Origin of the sequence: Aeromonas sp. FDAARGOS 1415, from assembly GCF_019048365.1 — a bacterium.
Lineage (GTDB): Bacteria > Pseudomonadota > Gammaproteobacteria > Enterobacterales > Aeromonadaceae > Aeromonas > Aeromonas taiwanensis.
The window spans coordinates 958654-985612 of sequence record NZ_CP077363.1 but is presented as its reverse complement, the minus strand read 5'-3'; the positions used below and the strand labels follow the sequence as shown (position 1 = coordinate 985612).

22 protein-coding genes, 1 pseudogene and 1 riboswitch are annotated in these 26959 nt (G+C 61.9%); of the genes and pseudogenes, 15 read left to right on the top strand and 8 right to left on the bottom strand.

Features of this window, described 5'->3' with window-relative positions:
• Positions 1 to 42: 42 nt before the first annotated feature.
• The gene (locus tag I6L45_RS04715) at positions 43 to 306 is read right to left on the bottom strand and encodes a hypothetical protein (protein ID WP_216983580.1); all 264 of its coding nucleotides are present in this window, start codon (positions 304 to 306) and stop codon (positions 43 to 45) included.
• A gap of 163 nt (positions 307 to 469) precedes the next feature.
• On the opposite strand from I6L45_RS04715, the gene I6L45_RS04710 reads away from it, so the two are divergent.
• Complete coding sequence (locus I6L45_RS04710) at positions 470 to 991, top strand: GNAT family N-acetyltransferase (protein ID WP_210549286.1); 522 nt, start codon at positions 470 to 472, stop codon at positions 989 to 991.
• 64 nt (positions 992 to 1055) lie between these two features.
• Here I6L45_RS04710 and I6L45_RS04705 read toward each other — a convergent pair whose 3' ends face one another.
• Positions 1056 to 1229: a hypothetical protein gene (locus I6L45_RS04705; RefSeq protein WP_167332213.1), complete on the bottom strand. Its 174-nt coding sequence runs from the start codon at positions 1227 to 1229 to the stop codon at positions 1056 to 1058.
• Positions 1230 to 1705: 476 nt separating this feature from the next.
• Positions 1706 to 2983: a sodium:proton antiporter gene (locus I6L45_RS04700; RefSeq protein WP_210549289.1), complete on the bottom strand. Its 1278-nt coding sequence runs from the start codon at positions 2981 to 2983 to the stop codon at positions 1706 to 1708.
• 205 nt (positions 2984 to 3188) lie between these two features.
• On the opposite strand from I6L45_RS04700, the gene metH reads away from it, so the two are divergent.
• From metH to rimK, 3 genes are all read left to right on the top strand, one after another.
• Positions 3189 to 6872, top strand: coding sequence for a methionine synthase (gene metH / locus I6L45_RS04695; protein WP_216983579.1), 3684 nt, complete (start codon positions 3189 to 3191; stop codon positions 6870 to 6872).
• Positions 6873 to 6938: 66 nt separating this feature from the next.
• Positions 6939 to 8006: an oxidoreductase gene (locus I6L45_RS04690; RefSeq protein ID WP_216983578.1), complete on the top strand. Its 1068-nt coding sequence runs from the start codon at positions 6939 to 6941 to the stop codon at positions 8004 to 8006.
• A 145-nt stretch (positions 8007 to 8151) separates the two neighbouring features.
• On the top strand, positions 8152 to 9048 hold the full coding sequence (gene rimK / locus I6L45_RS04685) for a 30S ribosomal protein S6--L-glutamate ligase (protein ID WP_216983577.1): 897 nt from the start codon (positions 8152 to 8154) through the stop codon (positions 9046 to 9048).
• A gap of 153 nt (positions 9049 to 9201) precedes the next feature.
• On the opposite strand, the gene I6L45_RS04680 is transcribed toward rimK, so the two are convergent.
• Both I6L45_RS04680 and I6L45_RS04675 read right to left on the bottom strand, forming a co-directional pair.
• On the bottom strand, positions 9202 to 10455 hold the full coding sequence (locus tag I6L45_RS04680) for a HAMP domain-containing sensor histidine kinase (protein WP_254204370.1): 1254 nt from the start codon (positions 10453 to 10455) through the stop codon (positions 9202 to 9204).
• Entirely contained in the window at positions 10452 to 11120 is a 669-nt protein-coding gene (locus tag I6L45_RS04675) for a response regulator transcription factor (RefSeq protein WP_216983576.1), read from the bottom strand. Before I6L45_RS04675 ends, I6L45_RS04680 begins: the two co-directional genes overlap by 4 nt.
• A gap of 90 nt (positions 11121 to 11210) precedes the next feature.
• Between I6L45_RS04675 and I6L45_RS04670 the strand changes: the two genes are divergently transcribed.
• Both I6L45_RS04670 and I6L45_RS04665 read left to right on the top strand, forming a co-directional pair.
• Positions 11211 to 11639: a hypothetical protein gene (locus I6L45_RS04670; protein WP_134696218.1), complete on the top strand. Its 429-nt coding sequence runs from the start codon at positions 11211 to 11213 to the stop codon at positions 11637 to 11639.
• A 77-nt stretch (positions 11640 to 11716) separates the two neighbouring features.
• A complete protein-coding gene (locus I6L45_RS04665) occupies positions 11717 to 12190 on the top strand; it encodes a hypothetical protein (RefSeq protein WP_216983575.1) in 474 nt (157 codons plus the stop codon).
• 32 nt (positions 12191 to 12222) lie between these two features.
• Here I6L45_RS04665 and I6L45_RS04660 read toward each other — a convergent pair whose 3' ends face one another.
• Positions 12223 to 13755, bottom strand: coding sequence for an aryl-sulfate sulfotransferase (locus tag I6L45_RS04660; protein ID WP_216983574.1), 1533 nt, complete (start codon positions 13753 to 13755; stop codon positions 12223 to 12225).
• An 87-nt stretch (positions 13756 to 13842) separates the two neighbouring features.
• Positions 13843 to 13956, top strand: a riboswitch (TPP riboswitch).
• A gap of 257 nt (positions 13957 to 14213) precedes the next feature.
• Between I6L45_RS04660 and thiC the strand changes: the two genes are divergently transcribed.
• The 7 genes from thiC (at position 14214) to I6L45_RS04625 (ending at position 23784) form a co-directional block, all read left to right on the top strand.
• Positions 14214 to 16205, top strand: coding sequence for a phosphomethylpyrimidine synthase ThiC (gene thiC, locus I6L45_RS04655; protein WP_302054808.1), 1992 nt, complete (start codon positions 14214 to 14216; stop codon positions 16203 to 16205).
• The gene (gene thiE / locus I6L45_RS04650) at positions 16202 to 17809 is read left to right on the top strand and encodes a thiamine phosphate synthase (RefSeq protein WP_216983573.1); all 1608 of its coding nucleotides are present in this window, start codon (positions 16202 to 16204) and stop codon (positions 17807 to 17809) included. The genes thiC and thiE overlap by 4 nt, the downstream gene beginning before the upstream one ends.
• Positions 17799 to 18575 carry a HesA/MoeB/ThiF family protein gene (locus I6L45_RS04645; protein ID WP_216983572.1) on the top strand — a complete coding sequence of 259 codons (777 nt, stop codon included), beginning with the start codon at positions 17799 to 17801 and terminating at the stop codon, positions 18573 to 18575. The genes thiE and I6L45_RS04645 overlap by 11 nt, the downstream gene beginning before the upstream one ends.
• Complete coding sequence (gene thiS, locus I6L45_RS04640) at positions 18572 to 18778, top strand: sulfur carrier protein ThiS (RefSeq protein WP_216983571.1); 207 nt, start codon at positions 18572 to 18574, stop codon at positions 18776 to 18778. Before I6L45_RS04645 ends, thiS begins: the two co-directional genes overlap by 4 nt.
• Before the next feature lies 1 nt (position 18779).
• On the top strand, positions 18780 to 19547 hold the full coding sequence (locus I6L45_RS04635; RefSeq protein WP_210549309.1) for a thiazole synthase: 768 nt from the start codon (positions 18780 to 18782) through the stop codon (positions 19545 to 19547).
• Entirely contained in the window at positions 19544 to 20692 is a 1149-nt protein-coding gene (gene thiH / locus I6L45_RS04630) for a 2-iminoacetate synthase ThiH (RefSeq protein WP_216983570.1), read from the top strand. Before I6L45_RS04635 ends, thiH begins: the two co-directional genes overlap by 4 nt.
• A gap of 563 nt (positions 20693 to 21255) precedes the next feature.
• A complete protein-coding gene (locus tag I6L45_RS04625; protein WP_216983569.1) occupies positions 21256 to 23784 on the top strand; it encodes a tetratricopeptide repeat protein in 2529 nt (842 codons plus the stop codon).
• A 116-nt stretch (positions 23785 to 23900) separates the two neighbouring features.
• Here the strand turns inward: I6L45_RS04625 and I6L45_RS04620 are convergent.
• A pseudogene (locus I6L45_RS04620) lies at positions 23901 to 24316 on the bottom strand (GNAT family N-acetyltransferase).
• A gap of 28 nt (positions 24317 to 24344) precedes the next feature.
• Positions 24345 to 24980 (bottom strand): Vat family streptogramin A O-acetyltransferase, encoded by a 636-nt coding sequence (locus I6L45_RS04615; protein ID WP_216983568.1) that lies wholly within the window; start codon positions 24978 to 24980, stop codon positions 24345 to 24347.
• Positions 24981 to 25210: 230 nt separating this feature from the next.
• On the opposite strand from I6L45_RS04615, the gene I6L45_RS04610 reads away from it, so the two are divergent.
• Positions 25211 to 25795, top strand: coding sequence for a penicillin-binding protein activator LpoB (locus I6L45_RS04610; RefSeq protein ID WP_216983567.1), 585 nt, complete (start codon positions 25211 to 25213; stop codon positions 25793 to 25795).
• 198 nt (positions 25796 to 25993) lie between these two features.
• A complete protein-coding gene (locus tag I6L45_RS04605; RefSeq protein WP_216983566.1) occupies positions 25994 to 26884 on the top strand; it encodes a sensor domain-containing diguanylate cyclase in 891 nt (296 codons plus the stop codon).
• Positions 26885 to 26959 lie beyond the last annotated feature (75 nt).

The window sequence follows — 26959 nt, the reverse complement described above, 5'->3', positions numbered from 1 at the left end:
TAATGATAATGGCTGGTCACCCGCCTTGCCTAACGAGGGGGCTTACTCGGCCCAGGGCATCTCGGGCAGGCTGTCGAGGAACTCGGCGTAGCGGGTCAGGTTGAACGGGCCCTGCTCGGCCTCCATGGCCATGAGTTCGGCACCTAGGGCACAGGCGATGTATTGCAGCGCCTCCTCCCGCGGGGTGCCCTTCATCACCAGCCGCATCAGGGTGGCCTTCACCTGCAGGGGATGGCCGTCGGCGAGCTGGTTTTCCACCATCTCCAGCAGCGTCTCTTCGTCAAAGAATTCGGGGGTCCCGGTCATGGTGGCTCTCCTGCCTGTTGCATGGGGTTGTCGTGGGGTGGGCAGTATAGCGGGAAGCGCGGCGCGGCTCATGTCATCCCGGCAGAAATGTCGGCAGGCCCTTGCCAAGGGCGGGCGGCGGGCGCAGTCTTGGGGCCTGTTTCTGCTGAATGGAGCCCTTGCCATGATCCTCTCCGAGCGCCTGATGCTGCGCGAACTGACCCCTGCCGACGCCCCCTTCATTCTCGAGCTGCTCAACGACGGCGACTTCCACCGCTACATCGGCGATCGGGGTCTGCGCACGCAGGGGGATGCGGAAGAGTACATTCAGCAGGGACCTATGGTGAGCTATGCCCGTCACGGCCACGGCCTCTACCTGGTGACGCGGCGGGAAGATGGTGCCAGCCTCGGTATCTGCGGCCTGATCCGGCGCGATACCCTGCCCTGTGAAGACATCGGCTACGCCTTCCTGCCGGCCTGGCGCGGGCAGGGCTACGCCATTGAGGCGGCGCGGGCGGCGCTGCAGGATGGTCGTGAGAGGCTGGGGGTAAACCGGGTCGTTGCCATCGTCACTCCGGGCAATGAACGCTCGGTCCGGCTACTGGCCAAACTGGGGCTGAGTCAGTGCAATCGGGTCAGACTGGGTGACAGCGAAGAGGAGTGCCTGCTGCTGGAGGTGCCTGAACCGGCTGCCTGCCAGGTCTAGGACTGTCCGGGACTAAGAGTGCAAGGGGCCGCCGTGAGATGCGGCCTGCCTGCATCACGCAGGATCAGTTGAGTTCTTCGATGGAGAACTCGCCCGGGATGCCATCGCAGGAGATGGCGAAGCCACCGCTGAAGCGGGTGCTGAACTGGATCAGAAACGCATCGTCGTCGTGCTCTTGCACAGGCAGGTTGATGGGTTTGCTGCGACGCAGGGGTTTGCGGGTTTGTACGCTTTTCATCATGGTATTTCTCTATATAAATTAAGTGTTTGCTCCTTGTGTTGGCAAATGTCAGGTCAATGGGCGCGGTCAGATCTCTGGCTGACGGGCGCGCAGGAATACCCAGCCCGGTTCAGGGGCGTCTGCACTTTCAAGGAATGCGCCAAGGACCATGCGGATGCATGATGCTACTTGGGAGTGGGCAGATCGGGTCTGCACCGTGAGAGCCGGGCAACGCAGGCAGACAGCCTGAACGGTTCTCAAGGCGAGTAAATCAGAAGAAGGTTATGCGGGTACTGGCAGGATTCATCGTGAGGTGAAGCATTGCGAACATAATCAGGGCTGATTAACTAGCCGGCGCGCATTCTCTCCTCGAAAAGCATAAAAAGCAAACACTAATTGTGTCGTGACGGGGCGGGGGCTCTCCCTGCCCGGTCAGGACGAACGAAAAGGGCTCCCGAGGGAGCCCTTTTTCAGGTGGCCAGTCAGGGAGTGGCTCAGGCGTCGCCACAGGCCTTCTTGGCCGCGGTGATCATGGGGGTGATGGTCATGCCCTGGACCACGATGGAGAACATCACCACCGAGTAGGTCATCACCAGGATCACCTGGCGCAGATCGACGCCGTGCTCCGGCAGCATCATGACGCCGGAGGGCAGCGCCAGTGCCATGGCCATGGCCAGACCGCCGCGCAGACCGCCCCAGGTGAGGATGCGCACCGAGAAGGTGTTGTAGCTGCGGAACTTGCGGAAGGCCACATAGGGCAGGGAGACGCTGATGAAGCGGGAGGCCAGGCAGAGCGGCACCGCGATGACCAGCAGGATCCAGTCTTGCCAGGCGAGATCCAGCAGCACCAGCGCCAGACCGATCAGCAGGAACAGCAGGGCATTGAGGAACTGATCCATCAACTCCCAGAAGTGATCCAGGTGATGGCTGCTCTGCTCGGAGAAGCCGGAGTGGCGGGTCCAGTTGCCGATCATGATGCCGGTCACCACCATGGCCAGGGCGCCGGAGACGCCGATCATGTTGGCGAAGGCGAAGCCGGCGGTCGGGATGCAGAGGGTCAGCAGCAGCTCCAGGGAGCCATCATCGGTGGCGCTGATCATCACGTGGGCGATGAGGCCCAGCACGGCACCGAACAGGATGCCGCCGAGGGCCTCATGCAGGAACAGGCCGGCCACGCTGGTGAAGGTGGGCTCGACACCGCCAAAGGCCACGGCAAACACGGTGGCGAAGATCACCAGGCCGACGCCGTCGTTGAACAGGGACTCCCCCTCGATCTGGATGGCAATCTGGGGTGGCGCCTTCATCTTCTTGACGATGGCCAGCACGGCGATGGGGTCGGTGGGGGAGATCAGGGCACCGAACAGCATGCAGTAGACCAGCGGCACATCCCAGCCCAGCAGCCTGGCTATGAACCAGAAGCCGTAACCGATGAGGAAGGTGGAGAGCAGGGTCGCGGCGATGGAGAGAATGGTGATCTCCCACTTCTGGCTGCGCAATGCCTTGAGGTTGATGCCAAGTCCGCCGGCGAACAGCAGGAAGCCCAGGATCCCCTTCAGCAGGAAGTTCTGGAAGTCGATGCTCTCCATGGTCTTGACGGCCAGGGGTTCCAGATTGAACCAACCCAGTTTGCCGAACAGCACCATCAGCGCGGAGATCAGCATGGAGCCGGCGGTGATGGCGATGGTGGTCTGGATCTTCACAACATACTGGTTGGCAAAGGCGATAAAGATCGCCAACGCTGCCAGGAAGCAGAGTGTGTAGTAGACGCTCATAGTTGTTTTTCTCTTTTTTAGTAAACAGCAAGCACGTATCCCTCTTGAGGACGGGCATAGGGTACTCTTGGGCCACATCTTACTCATTACCTACTTATGAGTATATGCTCGAATCTTCGGACAGATAGACGGCTAGATTTCCATTTGATTTGTTTGCTGCTAGGATGCTGTTTACGCAGTTGCATGGATGTAAGAGGAACGAGCGGTGTCGAACAAAAAGTCGGATGTGACAAACAAGCTGGAAGCCTGTCTCAAGGAGCGGATCCTGATCATCGACGGGGCCATGGGCACCATGATCCAGGGCTACAAGCTCGGTGAGGCGGACTACCGGGGGGAGCGGTTTGCCGACTGGCATACCGACATCAAGGGAAACAACGACCTGCTGGTGCTGAGTCGTCCCGCCGTGATCCGCGAGATCCACGACCAGTACTGCGCCGCCGGCGCCGACATCCTCGAGACCAACACCTTCAACGCCACCCGCATCGCCATGGCCGATTACGAGATGGAGGATCTCTCTGCCGAGATCAACCGGGAGGCGGCCCGCCTGGCCCGCGCCGTGGCGGACGAGTGGACCGCGAAAGAGCCCCACAAGCCGCGCTTCGTGGCCGGGGTCCTGGGGCCCACCAACCGTACCGCCTCCATCTCGCCGGACGTGAACGACCCGGGCAAGCGCAACGTCACCTATGACGAGCTGGTGGCCGCCTACACCGAGTCGACCCACGCCCTGATCGAGGGCGGTGCCGACCTCATCCTGATCGAGACCATCTTCGACACCCTCAACGCCAAGGCGGCAGCCTTCGCGGTGGACCTGGTGTTCGAAGAGCTGGGCTACAGCCTGCCGGTGATGATCTCCGGCACCATCACGGACGCCTCCGGCCGCACCCTCTCCGGCCAGACTACCGAAGCCTTCTACCATTCCCTTCGCCACGTCAAACCGGTCTCCTTCGGCCTCAACTGTGCGCTAGGGCCCGATGAGCTGCGCCAGTACGTGGAGGAGCTCTCCCGCATCAGCGAAACCTTCGTGAGCGCCCACCCCAACGCCGGTCTGCCGAACGCCTTCGGGGAGTACGACCTGGATGCGGTCGAGATGGCGGAGCATATCCGCGAGTGGGCCCAAAGCGGCTTCCTCAACCTGGTGGGGGGCTGCTGCGGCACTACTCCGGCCCATGTCCGTGCCATGAGCGACGCCGTGGCGGGCATCACGCCCCGCGCCCTGCCGGATCTGCCGGTGGCTTGCCGGTTGTCGGGCCTGGAGCCCCTCATCATCACCCCCGAATCCATGTTCGTGAACGTGGGGGAGCGGACCAACGTCACCGGCTCGGCCAAGTTCAAGCGACTCATCAAGGAGGGGCTCTACGACGAGGCCCTGGATGTGGCCAAGCAGCAGGTGGAAAACGGTGCCCAGATCATCGACATCAACATGGATGAGGGGATGCTGGACGCCGAGGCGGCCATGGTGCGCTTCCTGAACCTCATCGCCGGGGAACCGGACATCGCCCGGGTGCCGGTGATGATCGACTCCTCCAAGTGGGAGGTGCTGGAGGCGGGCCTCAAGTGCGTGCAGGGCAAGCCGGTGGTCAACTCCATCTCCATGAAGGAGGGGGAGGAGAAATTCATCGAGCAGGCGAAACTGCTGCGTCGCTACGGCGCCGCCGTCATCGTCATGGCGTTCGACGAGGTGGGCCAGGCGGATACCCGCGCCCGCAAGTTCGAGATCTGCCAGCGTGCCTACCGCATCCTGGTGGACCGGGTGGGTTTCCCGCCGGAAGACATCATCTTCGACCCCAACATCTTCGCGGTGGCGACCGGCATCGACGAGCACAACAACTACGCGGTGGACTTCATCGAGGCGGTGAAGGACATCAAGGATAACCTGCCCCACGCCATGATCTCCGGCGGTGTCTCCAACGTCTCCTTCTCGTTCCGTGGCAACGAGCCGGTGCGCGAAGCCATCCATGCCGTCTTCCTCTACCACGCCATCAAGAACGGCATGGACATGGGGATCGTCAACGCCGGCCAGCTCGCCATCTATGAAGACATCCCGGCCGAGCTCAAGGAGAAGGTCGAGGCGGTGGTGCTTAACCTCAATGACAACGCCACCGAGGAGCTGCTGGCCATCGCCGAGAAGTATCGCGGCGCGGGCGCCCAGGCCGAAGATCCGCGGGATCAGGAGTGGCGCGGCTGGCCAGTGGGCAAGCGGCTGGAACACGCCCTGGTCAAGGGCATCACCGACTTCATCGAGGAGGACACCGAAGAGGCGCGCGCCCAGGCCGAGCGGCCGCTGCACGTCATCGAGGGGCCGCTGATGGACGGCATGAACGTGGTGGGCGATCTGTTCGGCGCCGGCAAGATGTTCCTGCCCCAGGTGGTGAAGTCGGCCCGGGTCATGAAGCGGGCGGTGGCCTACCTGCAACCCTACATCGAGGCGGAGAAGTCCGGCGGCTCCAGCAACGGCAAAATCGTGCTCGCCACCGTCAAGGGAGACGTGCACGACATCGGCAAGAACATTGTCGGCGTGGTGCTGCAGTGCAATAACTTCGAGATAGTTGACCTCGGGGTCATGGTCTCCTGCGAGACCATCCTCAAGACGGCCCGGGAAGTGAACGCCGACATCATCGGCCTGTCGGGCCTCATCACCCCGTCCCTGGACGAGATGGTGCACGTGGCCAAAGAGATGGAGCGCCAGGGCTTCAAGCTGCCGCTCTTGATCGGCGGTGCCACCACCTCCAAGGCGCACACTGCGGTGAAGATAGAGCAGAACTATTCCGAGCCCGTGGTCTATGTCTCCAACGCCTCCCGCGCCGTGGGGGTAGCCCAGAGCCTATTAAGTGCGGATCTCAAGGAGGCGTTTGTCGCCCGCATCGACAAGGAGTACGAGATTGCCCGCGAGCAGCACGCCCGCAAGCAGCCGCGCTCGCGCCCCATCACGCTGGCGGAGGCCCGTGCCAACCGCCATCAGCTGGACTGGGTGGGGTATGAGCCGCCGGCGCCCCGGGAGTCCGGCGTGCAGAAGTTCGAGAACGTGCCCATCGCGGTGCTGCGCCCCTACATCGACTGGACGCCGTTCTTCCTCAGCTGGGAGCTGGCGGGCAAGTTCCCCCGCATCCTGGAAGATGAAGTGGTGGGGGAGGAGGCGACGCGCCTCTTTGCCGACGCCAACGCCATGCTGGACCAGCTGGAGAAGGATCAGAGCGTGCGCTGCGCCGGCATCGTCGGCCTGTTCCCCGCCAACGCCGTGGGGGACAGCATCGAGGTCTACACCGACGAGTCGCGCACTGAAGTGAAGAAAGTGCTGCACCACCTGCGCCAGCAGAGCGAGAAGCAGGGCTTCCCGAACTACTGTCTGGCGGACTATGTGGCCCCCAAAGAGAGTGGCAAGCCTGACTGGATCGGCGCCTTTGCGGTGACCGGTGGCATCGGTGAAGAGGCCATCGCCAAGGCCTACAAGGCGGAGCACGACGACTACAACGCCATCCTGATCCAGGCGGTGTGCGACCGTCTGGCGGAGGCCTTTGCCGAGTACCTGCACGAGCAGGTGCGCAAAGTGCACTGGGGCTATGCCCCGGACGAGGCGCTCTCCAACGAGGAGCTGATCCGCGAGAACTACCGTGGCATCCGCCCGGCCCCCGGTTACCCGGCCTGCCCGGAGCACACCGAGAAGGGGAGCATCTGGGAGCTGCTGGACGTGGAACAGGCCATCGGCATGCAGCTCACCGAGTCCTACGCCATGTGGCCGGGGGCGGCGGTGTCCGGCTGGTACTTCTCCCACCCCGACAGCAAGTACTTCGCCGTGGCCCAGATCCAGCCCGATCAGGTGGAAGACTACGCCGTGCGCAAGGGGATGACCCTGGAGGAGGCCCAGCGCTGGCTGGGGCCGAACCTGCACTGATCCCTGCCCGCCCCGCATCACGCGTGCGGGGCAGGCTTCGGGAACAGACGCCATATCGAGGTTGCCATGAAGGTTGGATTCGTCGGCCTAGGGGCCGTGGTGCAGACCGCCTATCTGCCTGCACTCGCCACCCTGGCGCCAGATGTCGAGATACGGGGCTTTGACCCCGCCATCACCCTGCCCGGTGTCATCCCTGCACCGACCCTGGCGGCCCTGCTGGCCGCGCCGCTGGACAGGCTGGTCATCGCCACCCCATCCCTGTTGCACCTGCCCGTGCTGGAACAGGCGCTGGCCAGTCCCGTTCCCCTTATCCTGGTGGAGAAACCCGTGGTGGCCACTCTGGCCCAGCGCGATCGTCTGCACGCCCTGCTGGCAGACCCCGCGGTAGCGGGCCGGGTGCTGGCGCTGGATCACTGGATGGCTCGCACCGCCGTGCAGCGGTTGCTGCTGACTGGCGGGCTGGATGAAGGCTGGCTGCCTCGGGAACAGGGCAGCGTCGGTATTGCGCCCGCCACCCTCGCCGAGGTGAGCGCGGTGGAGGGCTTTCTGCTGGAGCCCTGCGGCCTCGACGAGGCGGGACATCCCTATGCCCTGAATTTTGCCACCGGCGAGCCGGATCGGCGGGAACTGCGCCACCCCGACGGGGTGATCCTCGACATCGGCACCCACCTGCTGGCGATGATCCGCGAGTTGCTGGTGGCCCTGGGTGGGGACGACAGCCTGCGTCTGGTCGCGGACGGTGTCTGCGATCGCCTGGGGCAGCCCATCCGGCGCGGGGATCTGGAGACCGCCGAGGGACGGGCCTGCCTGCGCGGCGAGGCGGCGGGAGTGCCCCTGATCCTCTGGCTCGACAAGTACGCCGGTCCCGGGGTGGAGAAGAAGGGGCTTTGCCTGCACTTCAAAGACGGGCGGCGCATCGAGCTGCTTCGCCGCGGCAACCTGGAGTGGTTGCACCATCACGACGTCGACGGGGTGCGGGGCTGGCAACATGAGGGGCCCCTCTATCGCCACTGCATCGCCCAGACCCTGCTGGCCCCCGTGCCGCCGGGCGGCTGGGGCGGGGTCACAGCCCGCCGCCTGCAGGAGGTGGCCCTGCTGCTGGCACTGCAACAGGGGTTGCGCGGCTCCCATTGATGCCAATCTGGCCCTTTTGCAGTGTGGCTCCCTCTGTTTTGTACCGTTCTTGCAGAACCGCGCATGGTGAGGGGAAAGGATTGGCGTTGCCAGTCGTTCATGGCACCTTATACTCTCCAGTCCGATTATCAGGTCTGCCATTTCCATGAATATTGCCATTTTATCCCGTGAGCCCAACAACTACTCCACCCGCCGTCTGGTCGAGGTGGCCCGGGCCCGTGGGCATCAGGTCGAGGTGCTCGACACCCTGCGCTGCTACATGAACATCGCCTCCCACAGCCCCTCCATCCATTACGAAGGACGGGAGCTGGAGAGCTATGACGCCGTGATCCCGCGCATCGGTGCCAGCATCACCTTCTATGGCACCGCCGTACTGCGTCAGTTCGAGATGATGAGCACCATGGCCCTCAACAGCTCGGTGGCCATCTCCCGCTCCCGGGACAAGCTGCGCGCCATGCAGCTGCTCTCTCGCCACGGCATCGGCCTGCCGGTGACCGGCTATGCCCACAGCACCCACGACGTACCCGACCTCATCAAGATGGTGGGGGGCGCCCCCCTGGTGGTGAAGCTGCTGGAAGGGACCCAGGGGATAGGGGTGGTGCTGTGCGAGACCCAGAAGGCCGCCGAGAGCGTGATCGAGGCCTTTATCCAGACCAACAACAACATCCTGGTGCAGGAGTACATCCGCGAAGCCAATGGCGCCGATATCCGCTGCCTGGTGGTCAACGGCAAGGTGGTGGCCGCCATGCGCCGCCAGGCCCAGCCGGGGGAGTTTCGCTCCAACCTGCATCGGGGTGGCGAGGCCTCGGCCATCAAGATCACCCCGGAGGAGCGAGCCACTGCGGTGCAGGCCGCCAAGATCATGGGGCTGGACGTGGCCGGTGTGGATATCCTGCGCTCCGCTCGTGGCCCCCTGGTGCTGGAGGTGAACTCCTCTCCCGGCCTGCAAGGGGTGGAAGCGGCCTCCGGCAAGGACGTGGCGGGCAAAATCATCGAGTTCCTCGAGCTCAAGGCGAGCCGCAAGCACAAGCCGGCGGAGTAAACACCGGGCGAGTGTCAGACAGGTAGAAACAGGGCGCCCTCGGGCGCCTTGCTGCTATCTGGCGGGTGGGTTGGAGGGCAGCGAGCTTGCCGGGACGTGTCTCCCTTCTCCCACTCTGTTGCATCGCCGGGGAGAAGGGTCGGGGATGAGGGGCTATGCCTTCGTGGTTTCGCCGGGGATCATCGCCAGCCGGGCGCTGAAGATGCCGTCTTCCAGCCGGGTCTCTATCTGCCAGCCGAGCTTCTCGCAGATGCGCTGGATGATGGTGAGGCCGCAGCCGTAACCGAGGATCTGATCCGGCGCTGCCGCCGTGGGATTGCTGATGGTAAGCACCTGCTCGTGCAGGGTGATCTCGATGTGCCCCTCGGCGTAGCTCAGGGCATTCTTGAGCAGGTTGCCGAGCGCAATGGCGAGCAGGGAGAGGGGCGCTTGTACCTCGCTCTCCTCGTCCAGGTGCAGGCGGATATCCAGCGTCTCCCGTTGCAACAGGGGAGCGAGGCGGGTCAGCTCCCGGCGAATGAGCGGCGCCACCTGTTGGGGTGGGCGCTCCACGGCCTCCTTGCGGCCCAGCAGCAGGAAGGTCTCGGTGAGCAGGGCCATCTCGTCGGCGGCAGCGCGGATGCGGGCCACGGCACGGGTCGCCGGGGCGGGCAGATCCGTCACCTTGCCGAGCAGGGCGGCGGATCCCTGGATCACCATGTTGGGGGTGCGCAGCTCGTGGCTGGCGAAGCGGCTGAACTCCTGTTCGCGGGCAAACACGGCGGCTACCTCGCGCTTGCCCGCCAGCAGCGCCTGCTCTATCTCTCGCAGCTCCTGCCAGGGGGCATCGGGCACGAAATCGCCCTGATCCGGGGTGAGATGAGCGACCCGCTGGCGCAGCCGCTCCAGGGGCCCCGTGATGTGGCGCACCAGCCAGATACCGAAGGCGAGGCTCCCCAGCAGCAGGGCCAGGCCGATGAGACGGGTGACCAGGTGCAACCTGTCTTCGTAGGGGTCCAGATAGTCGTCGGCGTCGTCGTTGAACACCAGGTAGAGCAGCCCCTGGCCGGACGGATGGTGCCGCACCAGGAAGTGTTTGTCCTCGCGGCCGAGCTGATGTTCGAAGAAGCCGGGGTTGCGGTAAGCCTTGAGCCAGGCCGGCAGGCGGCCCGCCTCGGTCCAGTAGCTGGAAAACTGGCGCGGGCTGGGGGCGGGAGCCAGCTCGCCCAGGCGCAGCCAGTCATCGCCGTAGCGGGTCGCCTCGGCTTCCAGCCAGTGGCGCAGGCTCAGCTCCTCCATCTTGTCCTCGGCCACCACCATCAGCAGGCTCAGCAGCATCAGCAGCAGCAGGCCGGCGCCCCCCAGCGCCAGGATCAGCCGCCGGCGCAGGCTCGGCAGCGGCGGGCCAGGGGGCATAGGGGCACTCATGGTTTCACCAGCCGGTAGCCCTGGCCGTGCAGGGTCTCCAGCATGGGGGTGGGGAAGGGTTTGTCGAGGGCGCTGCGCAGGGCGTAGATGTGGCTGCGCAGGGCGTCGGAGTCCGGTTCCTCGTCCCCCCAGACGGTGTCGAGCACCTCCTGGCGCGTCACCAGCTGGGGGGCGCGTTTCACCAGCAGGGTGAGGATCCGGAACGGGATCTTGCCGAGCTTGAGCTCCACTCCGGCGCGGGTGGCGCGGCTCTCGGCGGTGTCTACCGTCAGATCGCCGAAGCTGAGGGCGCCCATGTCACCCCGGGGGCCGCGCAGGGCAAGGGCCTGCAACCTCACCTCCAGCTCCTCCATGGCGAATGGCTTGACCAGGTAGTCGTCGCCCCCGGCCTTGAAGCCTGCGAGCTTGTCTTCCAGGCTGTCGCGGGCGGTGAGGAAGATCACCGGTGTCGAGATGCCGTCTGCCCGCAGCCGCTCCACGGTGCTAAGCCCGTCGAGGCGGGGCATCATGACGTCCATGATGATGACGTCGAAGCGCTCCTCGGCCAGCCGCTGCAGGGCGGCCTGGCCGTGGTAGGCGCAGTCCGCCCTGTGCCCGGCCAGCTCCAGATAATCCATGATGGTTTCCGCCACCTGGGGATTGTCTTCCACCACCAGTATTTTCATGCTCTGATCTCCTGGTTCTGGCCGGGATTTCACGGCCATTTCACTCCGGATGCGTCATCCTGTGTGCCAGTGTAACCCCGAGGATCCCCGATGAAGAAGTTTCTCTGCACCCTCTGGCTATTGATTTCATTACCTTTTGGTCTGGTGCAGGCGGCCGAGTTCAAGCTCACCGGCCGCACCAGCTGGCAGCTGGGCCAGCTGATGGTCAACGGCATGCCCTTCGTGCTCGATGAGCAGACCCGCTTCAAGGAGGGTCTCGGCGAGGACGATCTCGGCGGCACCTGGGTCGAGCTGGAGGGGGTCGTGCAGGAGACGGCGGCGGGGCCGTCACGGCTGATCCGCGAGGTGGAGCCCCTGGAGGAGGCGGACGAGATGGAGCTGGAGGGGCCGGTAGCGCAGGGGCGGATCTGGGGCTACACCACCTCGGACGACAGCCTGGCACCGTTCGAGGGGCGCTGGCTGGAGCTGGAGTGCAGATTCGACGGCATGCGCCTGAGCCAGTGCCGGGAGGAGGACTGAGGCGCGCCACGAGGGGAAAAATCGCGCATCCCGGCCCATAGTTAAACCTCATCGTGCTGACCCCGGGCCACCCTGTCATGACCAGAACCGCATTGTGTTTGCTGCTGTTGCCCTTCTGCACCCTCGCCGACGACACCGAGCTCTGGCTGGTGGAGCTGGAACACAACGACGGGGTTCGCCTGCAATTCCAGGGGGCTGAGCTCGAGCTCGGCAGTGCCGAACTGCACGGCGTGGCAGGCGATGACGCTCTCAGGCCCGGCATGCGCCTCGCCATCCAGAGCCGCTATGGCGTGGCCGAGACGATCCGTGTACTCCACGCGGCGCCGGATCCGGTGCAGGAGGGCCACTGGCGGCGGGCGGAGGATCGGCTGCTCGCCAGCTCGGGCCAGGCATTGCTGCTACAGGATCTCGGCGTGCTGGTGTTTGATGCCGAGACCCGCTGGCTGAACGGCTCCGCTGCCGATCTGCAACCGGGGCGCCGCCTGGTGCTGAGCCGGGATGAGGAGGGGCGTCTCACCGAGATCCTCATACCCAACCCGGAAGATGAATAAATAGCGCCACGGAGTGGCGCTATTTTTGTCTCTTATTGGAAGTGTATGTGCTCGAGAGGTATCTGGATGGCGTTCCAGGAGGTGGCACAGGGTGTTGGGCTCGGATAGGTGAACTCGAAGAGTTTTTGCTTGTCCTTGTTTATGCCCTGAATGACGACCTTGCTCCGGTTGTCGGCAGCAGCATAGTTGATGAGAAAATCACCTTGAGTCGCCAGTTTATCTTCATAGATGCTGGAACAGATGTCTGAATAGATACCATCGTCGAAACTCCAGGTTACCTGAGCAGTCCTGTTGAGGTTGTCTATATCAAAGATCGCGGTTTGGCTGCTGGCAAGATCTATACCGGCCGGTGTGCCGGCAGGGTTATTGAAACTTCTTAGCCCATTGTTGAACAACATCAGCTTGCCATCTTTGGTCATGGAGACGGCGTGCTGTCCTATCGGGGTCTGTCCGGAGGAGAGCGAAAGAGCCAGTTTCTGCAGGGAAGGGTAGGAGTACCAGTGCTTGGTCTCATCTCCTAGTAGCCAGATCAGTTTGCCGGTGTTGTAGTCCAGCTTCACGACAAAATTTTCCCGGCTGGAGATCACCAGGGTGTCATCAGTTGGATCATATGTGGCTGCATTCATGTGGAACCAGTCCACGCCATCTCTTACAAAGTTGCTGGGGTCATCTCCCTCTTGCACCATATATTCAGAAAATATTTTCCCGAGGTCCCACTCTTTAATCACATTGCCAGAACCATCTATCTCACTTAAAAAAGACTCTATTTTTAACGTGCCGTTAGTTGTACCATCGAGCTCAATCAATATACCTTGTTTGCCAAGATCTATATTGTGATGAAAATAAGCGTCGCTACCCATTGTTGTACCATTGATATGCAAAGTGCCAGACTTTCCATATAGAGATAAAATCTCAATTCTGGTGGCTGCATTCTTAATGTTGCCTGTCCAGAATGCATTGTTTATAAAGGCAGATGAACTTGATACTCTCTTAATGTCGGCATCCCAACGAACTTCTCCATCGACATCCATGATGATGGGGGATTTGAGAGCCCCCTTTAGATAAAAATAACTGTAACTCGGTGTGGCGGTTGGCTTGATACTGATACTAACGTTGTCATAAATGCCAGCACTATCAACATAGGTAGCCGTGGGGATCACTTTCTGAAATGAGTAGATGCTGTCATCGATGTACTTAATGTCTATCGTGAGCTCATTCAGATAGCCGCTGTAGAGACCGAATATCGGGAGCTGTAAGCTGTTATTGACGCTGTCGTATAGTCCATTGCTGGACAGGTAGCTCCAATCATATGTAACAGATACGGGCTTGGCAAAGTTGCCGTCTTTTGTTTTGATGTTGAAGGATATGTTTTTTATCTTTTCTGTATCAAGCCCAGTCATCTTCAAGGCTGAGATAAATACTGATGTATGTGGGTCGTCTTCAAAAACCTGCGTCGTAGGGTCATAAGCGAATTGTTCAGCCAGAGTCCTGCTGTCATTGCTACTATCGCATCCATATAACCCGAAGCAGGTCATGCCAAGAAATAGTGCCTCTTTATGATTCATAATAAACATCATCCCTATGTTAATGAACAAGATTCATTATAGTGAGAAAATCATGGTTGAGTTAAAAGATAGGCCGTATATACTGGCGCCATCTTGTCGGAGTGCTGACCGTCGAACGACGCTAAGCTGAGACCGTTAATTCGGGATCCGTGGAACCTGATCAGGTTAAGACCTGCGAAGGGAAACAAGGGTAACTTGCGGGTTACCGCACCGGGGAAGGAGCACCTTCCCGCCAGCCAGGGGCAGACCGCCTCTGACTGGCACAGGGGGGGAGGCTGTCCCATCCGGTTGTCCATAGGGCGCCGGGTTTCCAGACTAGGGAAACACCGGGACGGCAGAGCTGGGAAGATCCATGCCCGACTCACTCCCCCGAGCACATCCCGCCGCAAGTTCATCTTCTCCTCGAACTCCAGACAAGCAAACACCCATAACTTCAACCAGTTAATGTGAGTTTTGCTATGTCTACCAATGTTTCTGATACCACCAAATCCAGCCGCCGCGAGCAGCGCTCCAGCGCGCAGACCTTTATCGACAACCTCAAGGGGATGGCTCACCCCAACTCCCGCCGCATCTTTATCGAAGGTTCTCGCCCCGACATCCGGGTGCCTTTGCGGGAGATCCAGCTGGCCGACACCTTCGTCGGCGGCACCAAGGAAGCCCCCCAGTTCGAACCCAACGAGCCGGTGCCGGTCTACGACACCTCGGGCCCCTACGGGGAAGAGGCTGCCCCCATCGATGTGCGCCGCGGCCTGCCGCGCCTGCGCGAGGAGTGGGTGCTGGAGCGCGCTGACACCGAGGCGCTGGAGGGCTTGAGCTCCACCTTCACCCAGGAGCGCCTGGCCGACGAGGGGCTGGATCACCTGCGCTTCGAACACCTGCCGAGCGCTCGCCGCGCCAAGCCGGGCCGCCGGGTCACCCAGCTGCACTACGCCCGCGCCGGTATCGTCACCCCCGAGATGGAATTTATCGCCCTGCGCGAGAACATGGGCCGCGAGCGGGTGCGCTCAGAGCTCTTGCGCACCCAGCATCCGGGCCAGGGCTTTGGCGCCAGACTGCCCCAGAACATCACCCCTGAGTTCGTGCGCGATGAAGTGGCCGCCGGGCGCGCCATCATCCCCAGCAACATCAACCACCCGGAAGCGGAGCCCATGATCATCGGCCGCAACTTCCTGGTGAAGATCAACGCCAACATCGGCAACTCGGCGGTCACCTCCAGCATCGAAGAGGAAGTGGAGAAGCTGGTGTGGTCCACCCGCTGGGGCGCCGACACCGTGATGGATCTCTCCACCGGCCGCTACATCCACGAGACCCGCGAGTGGATCCTGCGCAACAGCCCGGTGCCCATCGGTACCGTGCCCATCTACCAGGCGCTGGAGAAGACCAACGGTATCGCCGAAGACCTCACCTGGGAGCTGTTCCGCGACACCCTGCTGGAGCAGGCCGAGCAGGGGGTGGACTACTTCACCATCCACGCCGGCGTGCTGCTGCGCTTCGTGCCCATGACCGCCAAGCGCCTCACCGGCATCGTCTCCCGCGGCGGCAGCATCATGGCCAAGTGGTGCCTGTCCCACCACAAGGAGAACTTCCTCTACGAACACTTCCGCGAGATCTGCGAGATCTGCGCCGCCTACGACGTGAGCTTGTCGCTCGGTGACGGCCTGCGTCCGGGCTCCGTCTATGACGCCAACGACGAGGCCCAGTTCGCCGAGCTGCGCACCCTGGGCGAGCTCACCAGGATCGCCTGGGAATACGACGTGCAGGTGATGATCGAGGGCCCCGGCCACGTGCCCATGCACATGATCGAGCGCAACATGACCGAGCAGCTGGAGCACTGCCACGAGGCGCCGTTCTATACCCTGGGTCCGCTCACCACCGACATTGCGCCGGGTTACGATCACTTCACCTCCGGCATCGGTGCCGCGCTCATCGGCTGGTATGGCTGCGCCATGCTCTGCTACGTGACCCCCAAGGAGCACCTGGGCCTGCCCAACAAGGAAGACGTGAAGCAGGGCCTCATCACCTACAAGATCGCCGCCCACGCCGCGGATCTGGCCAAGGGCCACCCGGGCGCCCAGATCCGCGACAACGCCATGTCCAAGGCGCGCTTCGAATTCCGCTGGGAGGATCAGTTCAACCTGGCGCTGGATCCCGACACCGCCCGCGCCTACCACGACGAGACCCTGCCCCAGGAGTCCGGCAAGGTGGCCCACTTCTGCTCCATGTGCGGGCCCAAGTTCTGCTCCATGAAGATCACCCAGGACGTGCGCGACTACGCCGCCAAGCTGGAAGCCGTAGAGATCAAGCTGGTGGGTATGGATGGCCAGCAGGAGCGGGTCGTGGCCGAGGTGGAGAGCGGCATGGCCCGCATGGCCGAGACCTTCAAGGAGACCGGCGGCGAGATCTACCACCAGGCGGCGACCCTGAAGCAGGCCGCAGGGGAGGAGGCGTGAGCAGCAAGCGCGGGGCTGTCAGCCCCGCCGACCTGTCCGCCGTGACGCAGGCCCGCCCCGTGGTCTGGACCATCGCCGGGTCAGACTCCGGCGGCGGCGCCGGCATTCAGGCCGACCTGCACACGATGCATGACCTTGGCGTGCACGGCTGCTCGGTCATCTCCGCCATCACGGCCCAGAACTCGGTGGCGGTGAAGATGGTCGACCCCGTGCTGATGCAGACCTTCACCGCCCAGATCGACGCCCTGGGGCTGGATCTGCCGCCGGCTGCCATCAAGATTGGCCTGCTGCCGACCCGGCTGCACGTGGAGGTGCTGGCCCGCAGGTTGTCGACCGTCGATGCTCCCTTCGTGGTCTACGACCCGGTGGCCATCGCCAGCACCGGCACCCCCATGGCGGAGCCCGGCATGCTGGCGGCGGTGCGCGAGCAGTTGTTGCCGCGCCTCTCCTTGATTACCCCCAACGGTCCCGAGCTGGAAGCCCTGACCGGTCTGCCCGCCACCAGTCCCGAGCTGGTGCGCCTCGCCGCCCGGCGGCTGCGCGAACTCGGCGCCCGCGCCGTGCTGGTCAAGGGGGGCCACCTTGAATGGGGCGAGGATCTCTGCCTCGACTACTACCAGGACGAGACCCGCGAATTCTGGCTCGCCGCGCCGCGCCTCGATACCCGCCACGGCCACGGCACCGGTTGCTGCTACGCCAGCGCCATCGCCGCCGTGGTGGCACAGGACTACCCGGTGGAAGACGCCATCACCCTGGCGCGCGCCTACCTGCAACAGGGCTTGGCGGCGGCGCAGGGGGTGGGGGCGGGCCCGGGGCCCATCGCCCACCTGGGTTGGCCAGACAATCTCGCCCACTTCCCCCGTGCCGTGCTGGCAGGATCAACCCTGGATCGCCGTTTCGGCCTGTATGAGGTGAGCAGCGCCCGCCTGCCGCAGGGCCCCTTCGCGCCGACCGAGCACAACCTCGGCCTCTATCCGGTGGTGGATTCGGTCAAGTGGCTCAAGCGCCTGCTGGGGGCCGGGGTCAAGACCATCCAGCTGCGCATCAAGGACCTGCCCGCCGCCCAGGTGGCACCGGCCATTCGTGATGCGGTCGCGCTCGGTCGCCGTCATGGGGCGCGGCTCTTTATCAACGACTACTGGCAGCAGGCCATCGAGGCGGGCGCCTGGGGCGTACACCTGGGGCAGGAAGACATGGAGACCGCCGATCTCGCCGCCATTCAGGCCGCCGGGCTGCGCCTTGGCATCTCCACCCACGGCTACTTCGAGCTGATGCGGGCCCGCGAGCTGGCTCCCTCCTATATCGCGCTCGGTCATATCTTCCCGACCAACACCAAGGCGATGCCCTCGCGCCCGCAGGGGCTGGCGCGGCTGCACCACTACCGCGCCCTGATGGCGGAGTGGCCCACGGTGGCCATCGGCGGCATCAGCGAGGAGCGGGTGGCGGCGGTCAAGGCAAGCGGGGTCGGCAGCATTGCGCTGGTCTCGGCCATCACGGCGAGCGACGACTGGCAGGGGGCGACCGAGCGGCTGTTGGCTGCCGTGGGGGCGGGGGACGAGCCACGCTCGGCCACTGATATAAGGGAGGTGGAACATGCGCTCTGATGCCGCGTCCCTTAGTGACGAAGAGTATTTGCGATACGGCCGTCAGCTGATGCTGGCGGAGATAGGGGAAGCCGGTCAGGCGCGACTGAAAGGCAAATCCGTGCTGATTGTGGGCCTGGGCGGGCTCGGCTCGCCGCTCGCCCTCTATCTCGCCGGGGCCGGTGTGGGCACCCTCTGGCTCGCCGATGGCGACACGGTCGATTCCAGCAATCTGCCGCGCCAGATCCTGTTCGACTCTGATGCGGTCAACCACTCCAAGGCGGAGCTGGCCCGCGAGCGCCTTAGCCAACACAACCCCCTGGTGGAGCTGATCGCCATCAATCAGCGGCTCGATGCCACCAGCCTGCCCGGCTTTGTGGAAGAGGTGGATCTGGTTGTCGACTGCTGCGACAACCTGGCCACCCGCCAGGCCATCAACGCCGCCTGCGTGGCCCAGGGCAAACCCTGGATCTCCGCCGCCGCTGTGGGCTGGCAGGGACAGCTGATGGCACGAGTAAACAGCGATCACGCCTGCTACGCCTGCCTCTATCCGCAGGATAGCAAGGTGAGCCAGAGCTGCGAGACCAGCGGCGTCACCGGCCCGCTGGTCGGGGTGATGGGCTCTTTGCAGGCCCTGGAGGCACTGAAACTATTGCTCGGCCTGCCGAGCCCGGTCGCCGGCACATTGCGCCGCTTCGATGCGCTGGCCCATCAGTGGCAGACCCTCGCTCTGGCCCCCGATCCCGATTGCCCGGTTTGCGGGCCGCACAAGGAAATCACCCCATGACCTTGACCATTCGACTCAACGATAAAGCCCAGCCGCTGGCGGCAGGGCAGAGCGTGGCCGACCTGCTGGCCGCCCAGGGCGTCCATCCTCAGGGGGTGGCGGTGGCCCTTAACGGCGCCGTGCTGCCACGAGGCCGCTGGGCCGAGATCCGTCTCAACGACGGGGATGAACTCCACCTCTTTACCGCCATTGCAGGGGGCTGACATGCTCAAGATTGCCGATCACACCTTCTCCTCGCGCCTCTTTACCGGCACCGGCAAGTTTGCCCGCCCGGATCTGATGGCTGCCGCCATCGAGGCGAGTGGCTCCCAGCTGGTCACAATGGCCATCAAGCGGCTCGAACCGGGCAAGACCCACGACGATATCCTCAGCCCCTTGCTGCAACTCGGGGTCAAGCTCTTGCCCAACACCTCGGGCGCCAAGACCGCCGCCGAGGCGGTGTTTGCCGCCCACCTGGCCCGCGAGGCGCTGGGGACGAACTGGCTCAAGCTCGAGATCCACCCCGACCCGCGCTATCTGCTGCCAGACCCCATCGAGACGCTGAAAGCCGCCGAGCAGCTGGTGAAAGAGGGCTTCGTGGTGCTGCCCTACTGCGGCGCCGACCCTGTGCTGTGCAAACGGCTGGAAGAGGTGGGCTGCGCCGCCGTGATGCCGCTCGGCGCCCCCATCGGCTCCAATCAGGGGCTGGTGACCCGGGAGTTTCTCTCCATCATCGTCGAGCAGGCCAATGTGCCCGTGGTGGTGGATGCGGGGATCGGTGCGCCGAGCCATGCGGCCGCCGCCTTTGAGCTGGGCGCCGACGCCGTGCTGGTCAACACCGCCATCGCGGTGAGCGGGGACCCGGTCGCCATGGGCCGCGCCTTCGCGTTGGCCTGTGAGGCAGGCCGTAGCGCCTATAAGGCGGGCCTGGGGGCCCGCGGCGTGCAGGCCCAGGCCTCCAGCCCGCTCACCGATTTTCTGGGGGCCCTATGAGCGTGCACTTCGACTCCATCGAGGGCGTGAGTTTTCTCGATAGATGGCAGGCGCTGGAGTGGGACGACGTGGGGATGCAGGTACGCGCCAAGACCGCCGCGGACGTGGAGCGGGCGCTTGCCACTCCACGCCGCAGCCTGGATGACTTTATGGCGCTGATCTCGCCGGCTGCCGAGGCGTATTTGCCGCAGATGGCGGCCGAGGCCGAGCGGCTGACCCGCCAGCGCTTTGGCAACACCATCGGCTTCTATGTGCCCCTCTATCTGTCGAACCTCTGCGCCAACGACTGCACCTACTGCGGCTTCTCCATGAGCAACCGCCTGAAGCGCAAGACCTTGAATGCAGAGGAGATAGAACGCGAGTGCCTCGCCATCAAGGCGCGCGGCTTCGACAGCGTGCTGCTGGTGACCGGCGAGCACGAGACCAAGGTGGGGCTCGGCTATTTCCGCGAGGTGATGCCCATCATTCGCCGCCACTTCAGCACGGTGGGGATGGAGGTGCAGCCCCTCTCCCAAGACGAATACGCCGAGCTCAAGACCCTCGGCCTCGATTCGGTCATGGTCTATCAGGAGACCTACCACGCCCCCACCTACGCCCGCCACCACCTGCGCGGCAACAAGCAGGACATCGCATGGCGCCTCGCCACGCCGGACCGGCTCGGCCGCGCCGGTATCGACAAAATCGGGCTGGGGGCGCTGATCGGCCTCTCCTCGGACTGGCGTGCCGACAGCTACTTTGTCGCCGAGCATCTGAGCTGGCTTGAGCGCCACCACTGGCAGAGCCGCTATTCGCTCTCCTTCCCGCGCCTGCGCCCCTGCACCGGTGGGCTGGAGCCTGCCGTGGTCATGTCGGATCGCCAGCTGGCCCAGCTTATCTGCGCCTGGCGCCTCTTCTCGCCCACGCTGGACTTGTCCCTTTCGACCCGTGAGTCGGCCACCTTCCGCAACGGCGCCGTGCGTCTTGGCATCACCCAGATGTCGGCCGAGTCGCGCACCCAGCCGGGTGGCTATGCCGAGGGGGATAAAGAGGAGCTGGAGCAGTTCGCCATCCACGACGACAGACCGGTGGGGGAAGTGGCCGCCGCGGTGCGGCAGGCAGGGTTGCAGCCGGTGTTCAAGGACTGGGAACCCTTCCTGGGCCGATAGGGGCGGCCAGGCCCCTCTTTGCCGGTCGCATCCGGCATGGTTGGGCGGTGTTCGGCCACACACCTTGCTGGTGGCGATGCTTTGGCTCCCTCCCCTGCGAAGGGGAGGGCTGGGGAGGGGTCTTGATGCGATGTTTCATTGCCATCGTAGGGTCGATTAGCCGTCAGGCGTAATCGTCCGCTTTGTGGTGTGTGTGATGGATGGCTCGGCTGTGCCGTGCAGGACGCGAGGCCGCTGGCCTCGAAGGGGTTTCGCCCGCCCTTCGGGCTTGGGCGAGTAACTTTTCTTTGCGTGGCCAAAGAAAAGTCACCAATCGAGCTGCCACCCCCGCCAACCCGACCGCTACGCGGTTTCTCTCGGGTCAGGTGCAAGGTCGGACGGACCGCCGCAGACGGCACATCCCTTCCCTGGACGGATTGGGGGATGATGTTGTGGCTGCCAGAATTCGGAATCAACCTTGGAGTAAACTGCTTCGGCTCCATGAAGTCATTACCAAGCGAGTAGTTTTTATCTCGAAATACCAGTAGATTAACTACTCAACAAAAAAACAGCGCCAAAAGAAAATGACAGCATCATTGGTATCTGCACGCTACACCTACTTGCATTATCTATTAATTGCCAGTGTTCTTGGCATGTTTAGCTCCATTTCCAATGCTGCTACAGAACAGCCAACCTCACGATTTACTGAAGAACGGCAGGAGCAAGTTCCCAATCATTTAATTGGTGTGATGTACACAAACCAACAAATGCAGCTTGAAACGGTCAAGGCTCAGCAGAAACTGGAATTTGAAAGGCTACGTGATGACTTGTCTAAAATGGATAGCCGCATAGATAGTTTTCAGGAGAGTTTGAACAGCCAGAAACAGAGTCTTGAGACTGGTAGACAAGAACTAGCAACGGTTAGCAAGCGAATAGATGATTCACTGATATATGCAGCTTTGAGCCTCGATAGATTTGGTCTTGGTATCACAATAGGTTTAGCTGTCGTGGGTTTTGTTGGTTACTTCTCCTTTGCTGAGAAGACCAAGCGTGAAGCGAAGATGGTTGCTAAACAATGGTTTGACAGTCAGGCATCAGAGCTTCAGAAAAAGATAGAGATTTTAGAGGCTGAGTTTATCAGCGCCAAGGATAAAATATCAGAGCATGTTAATGCTTTTGGTCTATTTGCAGAAGAATCTAAAGCAGAAATCAAGCGGAATGGCGCTCTAGTAGTATCAGATACGCAAGAGCAGCATTTCGATTTGTCCTCTGTAGTGCAGCAACGGGCAGACTTTCTGAGAGATATTCCTATCAGCAGTTATAAGTATGATGACTGGAATTCACTTGCCTATGCATCCTACTCAAGCAGCAAGTTTGAAGAAGCAGCTTTCTATTGGCTTAAAGCCTCGGAAGAAAAGGGGGTTAGTGATGTTGAAATAGCAATCTCACTTTATAACCGAGGTGTGGCACAAGGCCAGCTGACCCAGCTAGAAGCATCTGTTGGGAGTTATGACGAAGTGGTAGACCGTTTTGGTGACACACTCGAACCTGAGTTGGAAGAGTTTGTTGCTAAGGCACTACTTAATAAAGGTTTTTTACAAGCCAAGCTAAATAAGCCAGACGAAGCACTGAGGACTTATGAGGAGGTGTACCGTCGTTTTGGTGATGCAATCGAGCTTGTGTTAAAAGAACAGGTTGCCAGCGTGCTGGTCAACAAAGGTATTTTACAGGGGCAGTTAAACCAGCTAGATGCCGCAATTATTTCCTATGGTGAGGTAGTGCGTCGTTTTGGTGATGCGGGTGAGTATGCGCTGAAAGAACAAGTGGCGAGGGCACTGGTCAACAAAGGTATTTTACAGGGGCAGCTAAACCACTCAGATGCCGCAGTTAGTTCTTGTGATGAGGTTGTTCGCCGTTTTGGTGATGCAACCGAGCTTGTATTAAAAGAACAGGTTGCTAGGGCGCTAGTCAACAAAGGCTTTTTACAGGGGCAACTAAACCAGCTAGACGCTGCGGTGGGTACTTATGATGACGTGGTTTGTCGTTTTGGTGATGCAACCGAGCTTGTATTTAAAGAATCGGTTGCTAGGGCTCTAGTTAACAAAGGAGCTCTCCAGAGACAACAAAACCAGTTAGATACAGCGATGGGTACTTATGAAAATGTAGTTTGTCGTTTTGGTGATGCGGGTGAACTTGTGCTGAAAGAACAGGTTGCCAGAGCGCTGGTTAATAAAGGAGCTCTACAGGGACAGCAAAACCAGCTAGACGCTGCGGTAGGCACTTATGATGATGTGGTTCGTCGTTTTGGTGATTCGCCCGAACTTGTTTTAAAAGAAGCGGTTGCTAGGGCTTTGGTGAACAAAGGTGCTTTACATGGACAGCAAAACCAGCTAGATGCTGCAGTTGTTACTTATGACGAGGTGGTTCGCCGATTTGGTGCCGCGGTAGAGCTTGCGCTGAAAGAACAGGTTGCTAGGGCGCTGCTTAACAAAGGAATTCTACAGGAGCAACGAAGCCAGCCAGATGCTGCAGTTATTACTTATGGCAAGGTGGTTCACCATTTTGGGGATGCGACGGAGCTTGTGCTGAAAGAACATGTTGCCAAGGCGTTGATTAGGAGAGGGGCTATAGAGAGCCAACGAAACCAGCTAGACGTAGTGGTGGATAGTTATGAAGAGTTAGTTCGTCGATTTCGTATGGCAACCGAGCTTGAGTTAAGAACAGCTGTTGCCCACGCACATAATGGTATTGGCTTTAACCTACTGTGTAAAGGTAAACGAGACATAACTGAACATGGTATCGCTGAAGCTGAAATGAAATTCAAGAAGGCTCTTGGGCATTTTGATATAGCATTAACCTATCTTGATTCCAATCAATATAATGGCTTTATTTTGGGGAATCGAGCTTATTCCTTAGCGTTGCTTGGGGAAAGTAAGTTAGCAGAAGAGGTATTTTGGACAGCATTGTGTGCCCCCGACAGTGGTGGGGAAACGCTTTATGAGGCGACACTGTCTGACTTTGATATCTATCCCATTGTTCAGGATACGGTAATGAGGGAATTAGTTGAGCGTCAGTGGCAACTTTGGCTTACGAAACATGAATCTGAACATTAAGCAGTATTAAAAATATAAGGATGTTGGGGTTCACATATCATCATCTTCATAAAAACATGGGTATCCCCAATGAGAAGTGACTATTGATACAGGCCTTGGCGAGGGTTGTAATATCATCAGTTATCCTGCTTCTTCAGAAAGTAACTCACATGCCCCGGCGGCATATCGGGCAGCTGGCCAAAGACCTCGTAGCCCTGCTTCTGGTAGAAGGGGAGGGCCTGGAAGCTGGTGGTTTCGAGATGAAAATTGGTGATGCCCTGGCTTCTGGCGTACTGCTCCATGGCGCTGAGCAGGCGGGCACCCCAGCCAGTTTGACGGATGGCGTCATCGACCCAGAGCCCCTCAAGATGGAGCCAGCCCCATTTTATCTCCCCCAGGATGCCGCCCAGCACCACCCCTCTTCACCCTTGATAAAGCTGGCGATCCGCTCGCGATGGAGGGGGCCGGTTACTGCTTCGTTGAAACCGTTAAGGCCACGCCGCAGGGCCTCGAATTCATGGGCCTGAGGCGGTTGGGGTGGGGTTAGTTGCATGGTGCTTCCTGCTTGATGGTGGTCGTCTCTATCGGGTTGCCGCTTCCAGCGTGGCTATCTCGCCGCCGCTAATCAGCGCCACGTGCTGGCTGATCCGTTCCACCGGCCAGTCCCACCAGGCGATGGCGTTGAGACGGGCGATGGTGTCGTCGTCAAAGCGATAGCGGATCACCTTGGCGGGGTTGCCGCCGACCACGGCGTAGGCGGGCACGTCGCCGGTGACCACGGCGCGGGCGGCGATAATGGCGCCGTTGCCGACCTTGACCCCCGGCATGATCAGGGCCTCGTAACCTATCCAGACGTCGTTGCCAACCACGGTATCCCCCTTGTAGGGGAGGCTACCCGGGGCGGGGGCTGTGCTTTCCCAGCCGTTGCCGAAGATAAAGAAGGGGTAGGTGGAGGGGCCGGCGCTCTGGTGGTTGGCGCCGTTCATGATGAACTTCACCCCGCGGGCGATGGCGCAGAACTTGCCGATGATGAGCTTGTCGCCGATGAAGGGGAAGTGGTAGAGGACGTTGCGCTCGAAGCCTGCCGAATCCTCGGGGTCATCGTAGTAGGTGTAGTCCCCCACCTCGATATTGGGCCCCTTGATGGTGTTCTTGATAAAACACACCTGGGGGAAGCCCGCCATGGGGTGCGGGTTGGCGGGGTCGGGTCCGTGCATGGGGGGGCTCCTCTGGTGTCTGGGCTCAGGCTACCCTAACGGAACCGGGTGGGGCCGGGCCACCCTTTTGTGCGCTGCCGGTTCGCCAGCCTTTGTCGCCCCCTGACCATGTGCGCATCGACCCGGGGCAGGTTTGTCTCTAGCATGGAGGGGAGGCGGAGCCTGGCTCCGCAAAATGGACTGGATTATTGGCGAAGTTCGTCCTGCGAACTTCAGGCGGAGAGAAAAAGATGAAGCTGCGTTCCTTGTTGATGGTGGGGGCCCTGATGCTGGGCGGTTGTGCGGTCAATCCCTATGGGGAGACCCCGGCGCCGGTCGGCGAGCCGGACAAGCCGGTGACCCAGCCGCAAAAGCCGGCGACCCAGCCCGGCAAGACGGAGCCGGTGCCGGCGCCCAAGCCGGTGGCGCCGACGGGGCTGGCGGTCTCCATGGCGGATGCCTTCCTGAAGTCTGCCGAGGTGCAGTCGATCGCGGGCAGCAGCCCGGTGCTGTTGCTGATGGCACCCCAGAACGGCACGGGGGAGGCCTTCAGCACCCAGCCCATGGCGGTGGCCATGATCCAGCGCATTCAGGCCAACAGCGGCTTTCGCTTTGCAGACCCCGGCCAGGTGGCGGCCATCACGGGTCAGCTTGAATACCAGCAGGGGGGCATGAACCCCGCCTCCCTGGTGCGCCTGGGTCGCCAGACCGGCGCCGGCTACATGCTCTACGGGGATCTCGTCTCCGAGGGGAGCCGCTACCGTCTCGCCATGAGCCTGATGGATCTCAAGAGCGGTGAGCTGCTCTGGAACGGGAGCCGCTCCGCCCCCCGCTGATCCCCACTGCACGCCGGATCCCCTCCCTCGCGGGGGGATCCGGCCTTGCCAGCAAGCCACTTGCGACCCCTCTTCACACGCCGGCCCTGTGCCACCTGCGTTCCCAAGGCGCTGCCCGCCCATCCCCCTGTGCGATACTCGATGAGTCCTGTATAACAGGGGTATCGAGGCCTCACCCGCAGACAGCAAGGAGCTTGGATGGCGCTCTCAGTAGTACAACTCTATGAAGTGATGGCCCAGCTGCCGGACCCGGTCTTCATCCTCAGCGAGGATGGCTACTACATCGAATACATCGGTGGGGTGGAGCAGCAGTCCTACCAGAACGGCAACCCGCTTGTCGGCAAGCGGCTGCTGGACGTGCTGCCCGAGGAGAAGGCTCTGTGGGTGATGGAACAGGTGGCGCAGGCCCTTGCCAGCGGTCAGGTGCAGGTGGTGGAGTACGAGCTCTCCCCTGCCGAGGTGGACGGCATCGATGCCGAAGCGGGCCCCCAGGGGATGCAGCGCTTCGAGGGCAAGATAGCGCCGCTGCCTTCCCTCTACGAGGGCAAGCGGGCGGTGGCCTGGGTGACCCGCAGCATCACCCGCCAGCACGAGCTGCAGCAGCGGCTCAAGCGACTCGGCGAGACGGATCAGCTCACCGGCCTCTACAACCGCCACTTCTTCTTCGAGCACTACCACCACAGGGTGCAGGGCCAGCAGCTCACCGGCCTCATCATGCTGGATCTCGATCACTTCAAGCAGATCAACGATCGCTTCGGCCACCAGGCCGGGGACGAGGTGCTGTGCCGGGTCTGCGAGTGCGTGGCGGCCCAGTTGCGGGGGGAGGATCTGTTCGTGCGCAGCGGAGGGGAGGAGTTTCTGATCCTGCTGCCGCAGATCGACGAGGGGATACTGCTGAAGGTGGCGGAGCGGATCCGCGCCGCGGTGGCGGCCATGGCGCCGGATCCGGCTCCCGTCACCGTGAGCCTGGGCACCACTCTGATCCGGCCGGGTGAGGAACTCGGCGCCGTGCTGGCCCGGGCGGACGAGTGGCTCTATCGGGCCAAGCGGGGTGGGCGCAACCGCATCGCCCACGACGGAGAATCCTGAAGAGGCGAGGACTCTGACGAACGAGGGCGACCCTGTTTGGCTGACACGGTCGCCCTCGTCGTTGTCGGCCCCCGC